This is a genomic window from Streptomyces sp. NPDC047014 (genome assembly GCF_040644195.1).
Taxonomy (GTDB): domain Bacteria; phylum Actinomycetota; class Actinomycetes; order Streptomycetales; family Streptomycetaceae; genus Streptomyces.
Map to the genome: position 1 here is coordinate 1 of NZ_JBEYVX010000073.1, position 13,077 is coordinate 13,077.

The 13,077-nt window shown below is 72.6% G+C and carries 14 protein-coding genes; 8 read left to right on the plus strand and 6 right to left on the minus strand.

From position 1 onward, the window contains the following. The coding region (locus tag ABZ873_RS27145; RefSeq protein WP_360876955.1) for a transglutaminaseTgpA domain-containing protein at positions 1-611 on the minus strand (611 nt) is incomplete at its 3' end. Positions 612-763: 152 nt separating this feature from the next. Between ABZ873_RS27145 and ABZ873_RS27150 the strand changes: the two genes are divergently transcribed. Then, positions 764-1,873 (plus strand): alpha/beta hydrolase-fold protein, encoded by a 1,110-nt coding sequence (locus tag ABZ873_RS27150; RefSeq protein ID WP_360876958.1) that lies wholly within the window; start codon positions 764-766, stop codon positions 1,871-1,873. A 51-nt stretch (positions 1,874-1,924) separates the two neighbouring features. Here ABZ873_RS27150 and ABZ873_RS27155 read toward each other — a convergent pair whose 3' ends face one another. Next, entirely contained in the window at positions 1,925-2,890 is a 966-nt protein-coding gene (locus ABZ873_RS27155; RefSeq protein WP_360876961.1) for an ABC transporter ATP-binding protein, read from the minus strand. A 156-nt stretch (positions 2,891-3,046) separates the two neighbouring features. Here ABZ873_RS27155 and ABZ873_RS27160 point away from each other — a divergent pair, with 156 nt between their 5' ends. The 3 genes from ABZ873_RS27160 to ABZ873_RS27170 all read left to right on the plus strand — a co-directional run bounded on the left by ABZ873_RS27160 (position 3,047) and on the right by ABZ873_RS27170 (position 5,490). Continuing rightward, entirely contained in the window at positions 3,047-3,745 is a 699-nt protein-coding gene (locus ABZ873_RS27160) for an ABC transporter permease (RefSeq protein ID WP_360876964.1), read from the plus strand. Between the two features lie 4 nt (positions 3,746-3,749). Then, positions 3,750-4,418 carry an ABC transporter permease gene (locus ABZ873_RS27165; protein WP_360876967.1) on the plus strand — a complete coding sequence of 223 codons (669 nt, stop codon included), beginning with the start codon at positions 3,750-3,752 and terminating at the stop codon, positions 4,416-4,418. A 79-nt stretch (positions 4,419-4,497) separates the two neighbouring features. Next, positions 4,498-5,490 (plus strand): ABC transporter substrate-binding protein, encoded by a 993-nt coding sequence (locus tag ABZ873_RS27170; RefSeq protein WP_360876971.1) that lies wholly within the window; start codon positions 4,498-4,500, stop codon positions 5,488-5,490. Positions 5,491-5,514: 24 nt separating this feature from the next. Here the strand turns inward: ABZ873_RS27170 and ABZ873_RS27175 are convergent, their stop codons facing one another. Next, complete coding sequence (locus tag ABZ873_RS27175) at positions 5,515-6,630, minus strand: methyltransferase domain-containing protein (RefSeq protein ID WP_360877045.1); 1,116 nt, start codon at positions 6,628-6,630, stop codon at positions 5,515-5,517. 372 nt (positions 6,631-7,002) lie between these two features. Between ABZ873_RS27175 and ABZ873_RS27180 the strand changes: the two genes are divergently transcribed. Continuing rightward, the gene (locus tag ABZ873_RS27180) at positions 7,003-8,343 is read left to right on the plus strand and encodes a helix-turn-helix transcriptional regulator (protein ID WP_360876974.1); all 1,341 of its coding nucleotides are present in this window, start codon (positions 7,003-7,005) and stop codon (positions 8,341-8,343) included. Positions 8,344-8,408: 65 nt separating this feature from the next. Continuing rightward, positions 8,409-9,419 (plus strand): hypothetical protein, encoded by a 1,011-nt coding sequence (locus ABZ873_RS27185; RefSeq protein ID WP_360876977.1) that lies wholly within the window; start codon positions 8,409-8,411, stop codon positions 9,417-9,419. Here the strand turns inward: ABZ873_RS27185 and ABZ873_RS27190 are convergent. Further along, positions 9,409-10,020, minus strand: coding sequence for a TetR/AcrR family transcriptional regulator (locus ABZ873_RS27190; RefSeq protein ID WP_360876980.1), 612 nt, complete (start codon positions 10,018-10,020; stop codon positions 9,409-9,411). The two genes, ABZ873_RS27185 and ABZ873_RS27190, sit on opposite strands and share 11 nt — an antisense overlap. 123 nt (positions 10,021-10,143) lie before the next feature. On the opposite strand from ABZ873_RS27190, the gene ABZ873_RS27195 reads away from it, so the two are divergent. After that, entirely contained in the window at positions 10,144-11,013 is an 870-nt protein-coding gene (locus ABZ873_RS27195) for an NAD(P)-binding domain-containing protein (RefSeq protein ID WP_360876982.1), read from the plus strand. 22 nt (positions 11,014-11,035) lie between these two features. On the opposite strand, the gene ABZ873_RS27200 is transcribed toward ABZ873_RS27195, so the two are convergent. Continuing rightward, positions 11,036-11,245 carry a hypothetical protein gene (locus ABZ873_RS27200; protein WP_360876985.1) on the minus strand — a complete coding sequence of 70 codons (210 nt, stop codon included), beginning with the start codon at positions 11,243-11,245 and terminating at the stop codon, positions 11,036-11,038. A gap of 120 nt (positions 11,246-11,365) precedes the next feature. Then, positions 11,366-12,508 (minus strand): NADH-quinone oxidoreductase subunit D, encoded by a 1,143-nt coding sequence (locus ABZ873_RS27205; RefSeq protein WP_360876988.1) that lies wholly within the window; start codon positions 12,506-12,508, stop codon positions 11,366-11,368. A 31-nt stretch (positions 12,509-12,539) separates the two neighbouring features. On the opposite strand from ABZ873_RS27205, the gene ABZ873_RS27210 reads away from it, so the two are divergent. Further along, positions 12,540-13,031: a PH domain-containing protein gene (locus ABZ873_RS27210; protein ID WP_360876992.1), complete on the plus strand. Its 492-nt coding sequence runs from the start codon at positions 12,540-12,542 to the stop codon at positions 13,029-13,031. Positions 13,032-13,077 lie beyond the last annotated feature (46 nt).

Genomic DNA, 13,077 nt, shown 5'->3' on the forward strand with positions numbered 1-13,077 from the left:
GCGTAGTCCACGGGGCCCTCGAAGCCGAAGAGGCCGTAGACGACGTGGGTGATCTGCTCGTACAGGCTCGGGTCGCCGACGACCTTGCCCGGGTGGACGTTGACGATGACCAGGCCGAGCGCGATGGAGCCGGCGCTCATCAGGACGAAGTTCGCCAGCGCCTTCCAGCGGCTGCGCGGGTCGGGCAGCGCCTTGAACTCGCCCTGGTGGCGCAGCAGCAGCGCGAAGAGCAGCGCCGCGATGACCACACCGGGGATCGAGTGCCGGTACAGGAACTGCGCCGCGGCCCCCGCCGGCAGCAGGACGACCGCCGCCCGCCAGGCCCGGCGCTTGCGGCGCTTGAGGCCGTGCGCGAGCAGCAGGAGCAGCACGCCCGCGCTGATGGCGAGGGCGGCCGCGAAGGGGCCGAAGACCGGAAGCACCTCGGCCACCGCGTGGATCCGGCTGTGCCGGAAGCGCGGGAAGACACCCGCCGCGATGTCCAGAAGGCCGACGATCATGACGGCCGTACCTACCAGGCCGGGCACCGACTCCGGCTGTGGACCTCGGAGGATTCGGCGGACCCTGCTCGGAACCTGTCCCGACTTATCGCCATCTATCCTGCTAGACATCGCTTCCCGTTGCTCCGCGAGAGATCATGTGGCCGAAGGCCGCGACAGCCTCCGGTGTGTGGTGCGTCCCTTAGGACGACATCGACGTGAAGCGGGTTCACTCTTCCGTCGGAAATTTCCAGTCCTGCCATCAGAAAGTCGACTGACTGCTCATGGGTCTCACCAGTAATACGGTTCTGGCGCTGGCCGTCCTCGCCGGTGTGCTGCTCTTCGCGGCCACGGTGTGGTTCTGGCCGAAGCTGTCGGGCCGCACCTGGCGCGCGTTCACCGGCCGGATCGGACTCCTGCTGGCGACGCAGCTGGCGCTCTTCTCCGCTGTGGGGCTCGCGGCCAACAAGTCCTTCCTGTTCTACGGGTCCTGGGCCGACCTGTTCGGCCAGGAGACCTCCATGGGCAAGGTCGTCGACCACTCGATGAGCAGCAAGGACATCAAGGTCGTCGACAAGCAGAAGCTGGACGTGCCCGGCGGTGCCAAGCCCCAGGTGGGCGGTCAGATCCTGAAGGTTGCCATATCGGGGCAGAAGTCGAAGATAACGAGCCCCGGCTACGTGTGGCTCCCGCCGGAGTACTTCCAGCCGCAGCACAAGGACGAGAACTTCCCCGCGTCCATCGTCCTGACGGGCTACCCGGGCACGGCCGAGAACCTGATCAAGGGGCTCGACTACCCCATGAAGGCGTTCAGCCTGACCAAGGCGGGCAAGATGAAGCCGATGATCCTGGTCATGCTCCGGCCGACCGTCGCGCCGCCGCGTGACACCGAGTGCGTGGACATCCCGGACGGGCCGCAGACCGAGACCTTCTTCGGCGTGGACCTCCCGCAGGCCATCACCGACACCTTCCGGGTGGGCAAGAAGCCCGAGAACATGGGCTTCATCGGCAACTCCACGGGCGGCTACTGCGCCCTCAAGATCGCCACGCACTACCCGCAGACCTTCGGCGCCGCCGCGGGCCTGTCCGCGTACTACGACGCCCCGGACGACCCGACGACCGGTGACCTCTTCCACGGGGACGACAAGCTCAGGAAGCGCGCGGACGTGCTGCACAGCATCGCGAACAAGAAGCCGAGCGGTACGTCCTTCCTCGTCACCAGCAGCGAGAAGGGCGAGCCGAACCTCGCCGACACCCGCAAGTTCGTCAAGAAGGTGCAGGGCCCGGACCGGGTCTCGTCGATCATCCTCGACAGCGGTGGCCACAACTTCAACACCTGGCGGCGCGAGATCCCGCCGATGCTGATGTGGATGAGCGGACGCATCCAGGCTTGACGGCGCGGAACGACGGCAGGAGTGGGGCCCGACCGAGGTCGGGCCCCTTTTTCACGCCGCCGGCGGCTCCGCGCGCCGCAGTGCCCGGTGGACGCCCTGCGGGGTGAGTACGCCGGCCAGCGCGCCGGTGTCCGGATCCGTGACCCCGATCCGCCCCGAGTCCTCCTGGAGCAGCGCCGCCAGCGCCTCGCGCAGTGACGCGCCCAGCTCCACGGAGGCCCCCGGTGCCCGCTCCTCCCCGGCCGGCTCCAGGTCGGCTTCGGCGACCGAAGTGACCGCCAGCCGCTTCAGACCCCGGTCGGCGCCGACGAAGGAGGCCACGTACGGGGTGGCGGGCGCGCCGAGCACCGCCGCCGGGCGGGCGAACTGCTCGATGGTGCCCGTGCCGTAGACGGCGATGCGGTCGCCGAGCCGTATGGCCTCCTCCAGGTCGTGCGTGACCAGCAGGATCGTCTTGCGCACGGTGCGCTGGAGGGTCAGGAACTCGTTCTGCAGCCGCTCGCGCACCACCGGGTCCACCGCCCCGAACGGCTCGTCCATCAGCAGCACCGGCGGATCCGCGGCCAGGGCGCGGGCCACGCCCACGCGCTGGCGCTGGCCGCCCGACAGCTGCTGCGGGTAGCGGCTCCCGTACACGGAGGGGTCCAGGCCGACCAGCTCGAGCAGTTCTGCGGCGCGGGCGCGGGCCGCGGCCTTCGGGGTGCCGACCAGCTGCGGCACGGTCGCGGTGTTCTCCAGGACCGTGCGGTGCGGGAACAGCCCGACCTGCTGGATGACGTAGCCGATGCGGCGGCGCAGCGCGACGGGGTCGGCGTCCGCGATGTCCTCGCCGTTCACCAGGATCCGGCCCGCGGTGGGGTCGATCAGCCGGTTGACCATCTTCATGGTGGTCGTCTTGCCGCAGCCGGACGGCCCGACGAGCGTGACCAGCTCGCCCTCCGCCACCTCGAAGGACAGGTCCTCGACGGCCGTCGTCCCGTCGGGGTAGCGCTTGGTCACATGCTCGAATCGGATCATCCGTCCATCCTTCCCTACCGGTGCCGTCCGCATGTGAAGGCAGTGTTGCCCGCGTGCGAAGGAATCCGGCCATCGGGAGTGAAGGGGGTTAGGGTCGTTTCAGGCGGTGCCATCGGGCATACGTACGTTTCGGGACGACGGTGGGGGGTGAGGGGCATGTCCGGGCAGAGCTGCCTGGTGGCGAACGACTGGATCTGCTGGGAGTACGTCACCTCCCGCTCGGCGGAGCTCAGCGACGCCACCCTCGAACATGTGTGGATCACCGGCGCGTCCGTGCTGATCGGCCTCGTCGTCGCCCTGCCGCTGGCCCTGCTCGCGCGCCGCGGCCGTCGCTGGGCCGCGCCCGTGCTCACCTTCACCACCCTGCTCTACACGGTCCCCTCGCTCGCCATGTTCTCCCTGCTGCTGCCCTTCTTCGGGCTGTCGGCGGCCCTCGTGGTGACCGGGCTCGTGCTGTACTCGCTGACCATCCTGGTCCGCAACGCGCTGGCCGGCCTGGAGGCCGTTCCCGAGGAGGTACGGGAGGCCGCGCGCGGCCTCGGCTACGGGCCGGGCCGGATGCTGTGGCAGGTCGAACTGCCGCTGGCGCTGCCCGCGCTGCTCGCGGGGGTGCGGATCGCGACCGTCTCGACCGTGGCGCTGACCACCGTAGGCTCGATCGTGGGCAAGGGCGGCCTCGGCAACCTGATCGCCCCGGCCGTGAACAGCTCCTTCAAGGCCCAGGTGTTCACCGCCTCGGTGCTCTGCGTCCTGCTCGCGCTCGCCGCCGACCTGCTGCTGCTCGGCGTGCAGCGGCTGCTCACCCCGTGGACCCGGGCCGGAGCCCGGCCCGCGGCTTCCGGGAAGGGGGCCTGAGGCCGTGGGCGTACTGGGAGGAGCCTGGGACTGGCTCGCGGACGGGGCCAACTGGGCCGGGGAGAGCGGGGTCTGGCACCGGCTCGGCGAGCACGTGTACGTCAGCGGGATCGCCCTCGCGATCGCCTGCGCGGTGGCGCTGCCCGTCGGCCTGTACCTCGGCCACCTCGGCCGCGGCGGCACCCTCGCCGTCAACATCTCCAACGTCGGCCGGGCCGTGCCCGTCTTCGCGGTGCTGGCGCTGTTCATGGTCTCCCCGCTGCGCAACGCGGGCTATCTGCCGACCGTTGCCGCGCTGGTGCTGTTCGCCGTACCGCCGCTGCTGACCAACGCGTACGTCGGGATGCGGGAGGTGGACCGCGCCGTGGTGGAGGCGGCCCGGGGCATGGGCATGTCCGGCGGGCAGCTCTTCTGGCGGGTCGAGCTGCCGCTCGCCCGCGGGCTGGTGATGACGGGGCTGCGCTCGGGCGCGGTGCAGGTCGTCGCCACGGCCACGATCGCCGCGATGGTCGGCCAGGGCGGTCTGGGCCGGATCATCACCGCGGGCTTCAACACGTACAACACCCCGCAGGTCGTCGCCGGGGCCCTGCTGGTGGCCGCGCTGGCCCTGCTGGTCGAGGGCGCCCTGGTGGCGGCGGACCGGCTCCTGCCCCGCCCGGCCGCGGACCACTGACCGCGTGCGGTTCCCCTCCCTGTTCCTCTCCGCTTCCTCCTGTTCCTCCTCTTCCTCATCTCCCGATCGGAGTCCCTCCATGACCAAGACCACGCGCGTCCTCGGCGCGTCCCTGGGCGCCCTGGCCCTGACGGTGTCGCTGGCCGCGTGCGGGGGTGACAGCCTGGAGAAGAGCAAGGACGGCGCCTCCTCCGGCGGCACCTCCGCGGAACCGGGCTCGGGCGAGAAGGGCAGCCTGGTGATCGGGGCGGCCGGCTTCACCGAGTCGAACATCCTGGCCGAGCTGTACGCGCAGGTCCTCAAGGACGCGGGCTACGGCACCTCGGTCAAGACGGTCAACAACCGCGAGCTGTACGAGCCGTCGCTGGAGAAGGGCGAGATCGACATCGTCCCGGAGTACGCGGCCACGCTCGCGGAGTTCCTGAACGCCAAGGTGAACGGCCCGAAGGCGCCCGAGGAGAAGCCGGTGGCGTCGAGCGACATCGCGGCGACGTACGCGGGCCTGGAGAAGCTGGCGACCCCGCTGGGCCTCAAGGCCCTGCCGGCGGGCCAGGCGGTGGACCAGAACGCCTTCGCGGTGACGAAGGAGTTCGCCCAGAAGAACAACCTCAAGACCCTCTCCGACCTGGGCAAGTCCGGGCTCAAGGTGAAGATCGCGGCGGGCGACGAATGCTCCGTCCGCCCCTTCTGCGCCCCGGGGCTGACCGCGACGTACGGAATCCAGGTCTCCGGCGTCGACCCGAAGGGCGTCGGCACCCCGCAGGCCAAGCAGGCGGTGAAGGACGGCGTCGACCAGCTGGTCCTCACCACCACCACGGACGCCACCCTCGACACCTTCGGCCTGGTCCTGCTGGAGGACGACAAGAAGCTCCAGAACGCCGACAACGTCCTCCCGGTGGTCAACGCCAAGGACGCGGGCGCCCCGGAGATCGCGGCGGCCCTGGACCGCCTGACGAAGGCCCTCACGACGGCCGACCTGGTCGACCTCAACCGCAAGGTCGACGCGGAACGCGCCAAGCCGTCGGACGCGGCGAAGGCATACCTGGAGTCGAAGGGCCTCGTGAAGAAGTAGGCGGACGCCGGTGCACGGGGCGGGTCAGGGCGCGTAGGGGCCGTTCTGCGCGCTGCCCGCCCACACCGTCTGGCTGTCCGGTGTGACGGTCATACCGAAGTCCCACAGCGGCGGGGCGCCCCGCGCCTCCCAGTGCCGCAGGCCCGCGCCGGCTTCGGCGAGGAGGCGCCGGGGGCCGCCCTCGTACGCGGTGGTGGCGCCGGTGGCGTCTACGACGGCCTCGGCCCAGGAGCGCTCCCCGTCGTGCAGGCGGACGGTGAGGTCCGTCCCGGCTGCGGTGGTGGTGATGCGGATGCCGGGGTGGGAGACGCGCAGGGCGAAGAGCGGGTGCGCGTCCGCGAGGGCGCGCAGGTCCCACTCGGCCCGGACCGCCCGGCCCGGCCCGCCGCCGCGGACGGCGTGGAACGCACGGCCCTGTGCGGTGCCGCGGCTGGGCATGAACAGCCCGAGGCCCTGGACCCAGCCCTCGGCCGACCGCCGGTCGGGGGCGACGGTGAGCGCGATATGTCCCAGCCGGCCCCAGGGCGTGACGAGGCGGCCGCCCGGTGCCGTCTGCTCGATCCAGGCCCAGGGGATCCGCTCCACGGCGTACGTGGCGATGACCCGGTCGAAGGGCGCGCAGCCGGGGCGCAGCGCCGTACCGGCGTCTCCCACGTGCACGGTGACGTCGAGCCCGGCCGCGGCCAGGCGCCGGCCGGCGGCCGCGGCGAGCCCGGCGTCCACCTCGACGCTGGTCACCAGCCCGCCGCCCGCGCGGGCGGCGAGCAGGGCGGCGTTCCAGCCCGCCCCGGTGCCGCACTCCAGGACCCGGTGGCCGGGCTCCAGCACCAGGGAATCGAGCATGTCGGCGACGACGGCGACGCAGGACAGGCTGGAACTGGGCAGACCGTCGAGGACCTGGATGACCGTGGAATCCTCGGGCCCCGCATAGACGAGCCCGGCCCACGCGTCCTGATCGCGCGCCCGGTCGACAGGCACATAGGCGTCATGCCCGTTCCACCTCCACAGCCGGTCAGGCGCGAACCGATGACGGGGCACTTCCTCCAGGACCACGCGCCGCACCCACGGCGAGTCCGCCGGCCACAGCCCCCGGCCGTCCATGAGCTCCGCGAACTCCCGCCGCCGGTCATCGAGATCCATCACGCCCCCTACTTCCTCCGCTTACCGGACCCGCCCCCCGGCGCGGACACCTGCCCGTCACTGTTCCCCGGCGGCGGGGTGCCACCGGAGAGCGGCGGCTCCGGCTTCGCATGACTCCCGCCCCCACTGCCGCCGCTGTTCCCGCCCTTGTCCTTCGACATGGTGTTCTCCCTTCGGCCTGATCCGCACGGCGCATGCGGGTTGCTCACCCGCCAGCGCCCATGACCACGACACCACGCCCGCTCCCGCCGCGGAGCCGGATTCCCCGACCGTGGATCCGCCATGCAGGATCCGCATACGGAGTGTGTCCGCCCGCTCACGGGGCTTAGGGTGGCCCGGAAGACCTCTGGGCTGACCATCGGAGGGCGTGCGGTGAGCACCGATCCGCAGCTGTGGACCACCCGTCACGTACTGGCTCTGGCCGAAGGCCGGCGGGCCGGCGGACTGGTCCGGGTCGGCAGAGAAGCCCTCGGCTGGCGCCAGGCCGACCTGGGCAGGCGACTGCTCTGCTCCCAGTCGGCCGTCTCCCGGCTCGAACAGGGCCGCCATCCCGACCTCCGCCTGCTGCGCCGCGCGGCCACCGAGGTAGGTGTGCCGGTCGAACTCCTGGCGATCTCCTTAGGGTTGCGGACCACCCCCTCTAGAGTTGCCGAGGATCCGTCGTCCGCCCAGGAGGCTCCGATGCGCCGTCGTTCCCTGATCGCCGCGGCCGCGCTGGCCGCACCCGTCGGCCTCATCGCCTCCCTGGACACCGCGCTCGCATCGCCCCCGGACCCCACCGGCGCACCCCCGCACACCCTCGACGCCCGCCTCGCGGCTGCCCGCGCGCAGTTCGACGGCGCCGCCCATACGGCGCTCCTGCGGAGCCTGCCGGGGCTGCTCGCGGATGCCCATCACGCCGCCACCGCCAGCCGCCAGGAGAACGACTTCGCCCGCCTGTCCGCCGCCTACACCCTCGCCTCCCAGGCCCTGAACAAGCTCGGCCACTACAAGCAGTCGCGGCTGACCGCCGACCGGGCCGCCTTGTACGGGGACGTGTCCGGGTCCCCGCTCGCCGCGGCCGCAGCCGCCCGTGAACTGGCGGCGGTCCTGCGCCACCAGGGGCAGGAGGCGGAGGCCCAGCGGCACATCGAGGCCGCCGCCGCCCGCGTGGAGGGCACCGGCCTGGCCACCGGCGGCCAAGCCGCCGCCTTCGCGCAGATGCTGTGCAGCAGCGCCTACACCGCCGCCGTCGCCCAGGACCGCGACCGGGCCCTGACACTCATCAAGGAGGCGGCGCGCGCAGCCCGCGGCCTGCCCGCCGTCGCACCCGCCGGCCGCCTGTTCCCCCTCACCCCCGCGGCGGTGGACCTCTACGCCGTCGGCGTCCACCGGGCCCTGGGCGATGCGGGTACGGCCCTGGAGGCCGGCCGCAACCTGCACGCCGACCAGTTTCCGACCATCGAACGCAAGGGCCGCATGCACACCGACCTCGCGCGCGCCTGGTGGCAGCGGGGCAGGCCCGAGCAGACCGTCACCGCACTCCTGGCCGCCGCCCGGCTGTCCCCGGGCGAGGTCCGGGACCGCCCCGTCGTCCGGGAGATCGTGGACGATCTCCACCGCAAGCATCCGCACATGGGCGGAGTCCGTGCGCTCGTCGCCGCCACCTCGTCGGCATCCCGTCCTGACGTTTCGCCAGGGATGCTGGCGTCAATGGGCGGAACGGTGGGGTAACTGACCGGGAACAGATTGGCGGGTGGGTATCCCGTGGGGGGCCGGGGGGCTGTAAATTTCTGGCCATGCCTCGTGGACGCCACCGCAATCCCGAACCTCTGCACCGGCTGCTCACGCCGACGGCCGTCGCCGGTGTGTCCGTCGCGAGCGCCGCTGCCGCCTGGCTGCTCGCGGGAGCCGGAGACGGCACCGCGCTCCGACTGCTCGTGGCGCTCGCCGCGGCCGCCGGGGTGACCGGGGCCGTCGTGATGCGGGCCTGGGACCGGGCGGCGGGCCGCCGGGTCGCGGAGCTGGCGCGGGAGCGGACCAAGGACGAATGGCGGACGGACGAGCGGATAGCCGAGCTCGAATCCGACCTGGAGGAGGCCCGCGTACTGCGCGGCCGGCTCGACGCCAAGCTGCGGGCCAAGCGGGTCGAACTGGCGGGCCTGCGCGGGGAGCACGCCGCGCTGCTGCGCCGGTACGCGACGGCCGAGACCGAGCGGGCCAGTGCCCTGGAGGGGCGCCGGCTGCTGGCCATCGAGGCGTCGTCCGCCGCCCCGGCGGCCGCGCCGAAGCAGCTTCCGGCCGTCTCCGAGGAGCGCACCTCGGCGGGCGCTCCCACCGCCGTCGGCTACGCCCGGGCGCACGCGGCCATGACCGCGCTGGCGCGCAAGGCGCGCGAGCGGGAGCTCCCGGCGGCGCCGCGGGCGCGTGAACTGGCCGCCCCCGCGCCCGCGTCCGCCCCTACGGTGCCCGCGCGGCGGCCCGCCTCGGCGGTGGCCCCGTACGCGGCCCAGCGGCGTACGGCCTCCCGTGTCGAGGGCGGCTTCGACTTCTTCGGTACGAAGAACGCGGCGCAGGCCCGCGCGGCCATCGAGGCGGTCCAGAACGAGGACCTGGCCGATGTGGTCGGGGCGGAGGCCCTTGCCGTGCACAAGGCCGAGGCCGCGCAGGAGAGCGTGGCGGAGGGCGCGGACCCGGAGTTCAAGCCGGCCACGGACGAGACGCGTGCGGTGGGCCAGGTCATCGACCTGACCGAGCACGACGAGACCGAGCCGATCGATGTGGTCCGGCTGCGGACCGCTATTTCGTAGCGTCGTCCCAGGCCACCAGGCGGGCCAGGTGGCGGCCCGCGAGCAGGAGCGGGGTGCGGCTCCGGGTGACCTGTGAGGTCATCTCCGCGCCCTCCAGAGTGTTGATCACGGTGACCGCGAGGTCCCGCGCCTCCTCCTCCGGCCGGCCGGAGGCGAGCAGCTTGGCGGCGACCAGCTCCTGCCAGTGCGCGAAGGCCCGCGCGCATGCCTCCTGCACATCGGGCAGCCGGCCGACGGTCTCCAGGGCCGTGGCCGTCACCGGGCAGCCGTCGCGCCAGCCGGAGGTCTCCAGGGCCTCGGCGAGCAGGTCTGTGAGCGCCTCGATCGCCCGCGCCGGGTCCGGGTGGGCGGAAAGGCCCGTGCGGAGCAGGGCGGCGAACTCCTCGTCGCCGAAGTGGATGGCGGCGACCGCCAGTTCCTGCTTGCCGCCCGGGAAGAAGTGGTAGAGCGAGCCGAGGGTGGCTCCGGCCTCGCGGACCAGCTGCTTCACCGGGGTGTTCTCGTAGCCGCCGTGCTGCATGAGGCGTGAGGCGGTGCGGACCAGCCGCTCGCGTGTGCCGAGTTCGGTGGGTGCCGTGCTGTCCGCTGCTGTCGCTGCCATGGGGGGATCGTACCCGGGGAATTGGATAGAGCGCTCGTTCTAGTGCCGTGCTACGGTCGTTCCGACGCTGGATAGAGCGTTCGTTCTAGAACCGATTGCTTCCGATCTCTGGGGGAGAGCTCCGTGAACAGCACCAAGGTCACCGTTGTCGGTCTCGGTCCGATGGGCCTGGCCATGGCCGCCGCCTATCTCGACGCCGGGTACGAGGTCACCGTCTGGAACCGCAGCGCCGGCAAGGACGCCGGCCTCGTCGCCCGGGGCGCGCACCGCGCGCCGGACATCGCCGCGGCCGTCGCCGCGAGCCCGCTCGTCGTGCTCAGCCTGATCGACGTCGAGGCGATGTACGGGGTGCTCGGCGGCACCGATCTCACCGGCCGCGTACTCGCCAACCTGTCCTCCGACCTCCCGGACAAGGCCCGCGCGGCCGCGCGGTGGGCGGAGGAGCGCGGGGCGGCGTACCTCACCGGCGGCGTGAACGTGCCGCCCGCCGGGATCGGGCAGGAGGGCTCCTCGGTCTTCGTCAGCGGCCCTCGGGAGGTGTACGAGGAGCACCGCGCCGCCCTCGACCTGCTCGCGGCCACCGACTACCGCGGGGCCGACCCCGGCTACGCGCAGCTCTACTACCAGCTGAACATGACCCTCTTCTGGACCGCCTACACGGGCTGGTACCAGGCGGTCGCCGTGGCCCGCGCCAACGGACTCTCGGCGGCGGACATCCTGCCGTACGCCGGCTACACGGCCGACACCCTGCGCGGCTTCTACGAGGAGAGCGCGCCGCTCGTCGACGCGGAGGACCACAGCGGGGACGACCAGCGGCTGACCATGTGCGCCGCGAGCGTCGAGCACATCCTGCACACCGCCGCAGACTCGGGCGTGGACACGTCGATCCTGGCCGCGCACGCCGAGCTGTACCGGCGCGGGGTCGAGGCGGGCTTCGGCGCGGACAGCAGCTCGCGGCTGATCGGCCTGCTGGGCGGCGGCCGGGCGGCCTGAGGTTCAGGGGCGCGCCGCCCCCTCAGAACAGCGGCAGCTGCCCCGGGATCTCGGACAGCACGAAGCCGTCCAGCGTCGGCGCGGAGGCGCCGAGCACCACCCGCGCCCGGGAGCCGGGGCAGGACACCAGGTCGCCGCGGGCGGCGGGCGGATCGTGGCGGGCGATGCGGCCCGCGGTGACGGCGCAGTCGCGTCCGCAGGAGGGGCAGGCCCGGCGGGGGGAGTGGGACATGCGCCCCAGTCTGCCCTGCCGCGCCGACAATCAGCCCCGAACCGCCCCCGCCTCCGCGTCTGCCCCCGGCTCGGGCATCCGCGCCGCCCGCCCCGCCGTACGACTCTCGCCGCCCCGCCCCTACTTGTCGATGTCCCCGACCACGAAGAACAGCGAGCCCAGGATCGACACCATGTCCGCGACCAGCTGCCCCGGCAGCAGCACGGCCAGCGCCTGGATGTTGTTGTAGGAGGCGCTGCGCAGTTTCAGCCGGTACGGGGTCTTCTCGCCCTTCGAGACGAGGTAGTAGCCGTTGATCCCCAGCGGGTTCTCGGTCCAGGCGTACGTGTGCCCCTCGGGCGCCTTGAGCACCTTGGGCAGCCGCTGGTTCACCGGACCGGGCGGCAGCGCCTCCATCCGGTCCAGGCAGGCCACCGCCAGCTCCAGGGCGTTGTGGGTCTGCTCCAGCAGGCATTCGAAGCGGGCCAGGCAGTCGCCCTCGGTTCGGGTGACCACCTTGAGCACGTCCTGGAGCTCGCCGTAGGCCAGGTACGGCTCGTCGCGGCGCAGGTCGAAGTCGACGCCGGAGGCGCGGGCGATCGGGCCGGAGACCCCGTAGGCGTGCACGGCCTCCGCCGGGAGCACGCCGACGCCGCGCGTGCGACCGCGGAAGATCTCGTTCCCGTGCACGAGCTTGTCGTAGACGTCCATGCGGGTACGGACATCCGCGATCGCGGCGCGCGCCCGCCCGAGCCAGCCCGCCGGCAGGTCCTCCTTGAGGCCGCCGACCCGGTTGAACATGTAGTGCATGCGGCCGCCGGAGATCTCCTCCATGACCGCCTGGAGCTCCTCGCGCTCGCGGAACGCGTGGAAGATCGGGGTGATGCCGCCCAGTTCGAGCGGGTACGAGCCGAGGAACATCAGGTGGTTCAGCACCCGGTTCAGCTCGGCCAGCAGCGTGCGCATCCACACGGCCCGCTCGGGGACCTCCATGCCGAGCATCCGCTCGACGGCCATGACCACGCCCAGCTCGTTCGAGAACGCGGACAGCCAGTCGTGGCGGTTCGCGAGCATCACGATCTGCCGGTAGTCGCGGGCCTCGAACAGTTTCTCCGCGCCGCGGTGCATGTACCCGACCACCGGCTCGGCGCTGGCGATCCGCTCGCCGTCCAGCACCAGGCGCAGGCGCAGCACGCCGTGCGTGGAGGGGTGCTGGGGGCCGATGTTGAGCACCATGTCGGTGCTCTCCGCCGCTCCGCCGATACCGACCGTGGTCTCCGTCATGCGGGCATTGTCTCAGCCCTAGGGTGGGGGGATGGATACGGGGACGAAGGGTGGGACGGGGGCTCCGGAGTGGGTGGGGCTGCCCGGGGGCCTGCTGACCATGCGGCGGACGCTGCTGGCGGTCTGGGCGGGTCTGCTGACGGTCGCGACGGGGCTGCTGCTCGGTCTGCTCGCGGGTCCGGCGTGGGCGGCCGTGGCCGCGGTCTGGCCGGCGGTGCTGGTGTGGGGCTGGGTGCTGCTCGGACGCAACTGGCGCTCCTGGCGCTACGCCGAGCGCGCGGACGACCTGCTGATCAGCCGCGGGGTGCTGTGGCGGGAGCAGACGGTGGTGCCGTACGGGCGCATGCAGCTGGTCGAGGTCACCTCGGGCCCGGTGGAGCGGCGCTTCGGGCTGGCCTCGCTCCAGCTGCACACCGCGGCGGCGGCCACCGACGCGCGGATCCCGGGGCTGGCGCCGGCGGAGGCCGAGCGCCTGCGGGACCGGCTCACCGCCCTCGGCGAGGCAAGGTCGGCGGGGCTGTGACCGCGGACCCCGGCCACGACGGCGCCGCCGAGGCCCACGACCCGGC

What these genes read in the sequence shown, in the direction of transcription:
- ABZ873_RS27150 (WP_360876958.1), top strand. Translation starts at nt 764, where the DNA reads ATGGGTCTCACCAGTAATACGGTTCTGGCGCTGGCCGTCCTCGCCGGT.
- ABZ873_RS27200 (WP_360876985.1), bottom strand. Translation starts at nt 11,245, where the DNA reads ATGTCCCACTCCCCCCGCCGGGCCTGCCCCTCCTGCGGACGCGACTGC.
- ABZ873_RS27155 (WP_360876961.1), bottom strand. Translation starts at nt 2,890, where the DNA reads ATGATCCGATTCGAGCATGTGACCAAGCGCTACCCCGACGGGACGACG.
- ABZ873_RS27160 (WP_360876964.1), top strand. Translation starts at nt 3,047, where the DNA reads ATGTCCGGGCAGAGCTGCCTGGTGGCGAACGACTGGATCTGCTGGGAG.
- ABZ873_RS27175 (WP_360877045.1), bottom strand. Translation starts at nt 6,630, where the DNA reads ATGGATCTCGATGACCGGCGGCGGGAGTTCGCGGAGCTCATGGACGGC.
- ABZ873_RS27190 (WP_360876980.1), bottom strand. Translation starts at nt 10,020, where the DNA reads ATGGCAGCGACAGCAGCGGACAGCACGGCACCCACCGAACTCGGCACA.
- ABZ873_RS27170 (WP_360876971.1), top strand. Translation starts at nt 4,498, where the DNA reads ATGACCAAGACCACGCGCGTCCTCGGCGCGTCCCTGGGCGCCCTGGCC.
- ABZ873_RS27185 (WP_360876977.1), top strand. Translation starts at nt 8,409, where the DNA reads ATGCCTCGTGGACGCCACCGCAATCCCGAACCTCTGCACCGGCTGCTC.
- ABZ873_RS27205 (WP_360876988.1), bottom strand. Translation starts at nt 12,508, where the DNA reads ATGACGGAGACCACGGTCGGTATCGGCGGAGCGGCGGAGAGCACCGAC.
- ABZ873_RS27210 (WP_360876992.1), top strand. Translation starts at nt 12,540, where the DNA reads ATGGATACGGGGACGAAGGGTGGGACGGGGGCTCCGGAGTGGGTGGGG.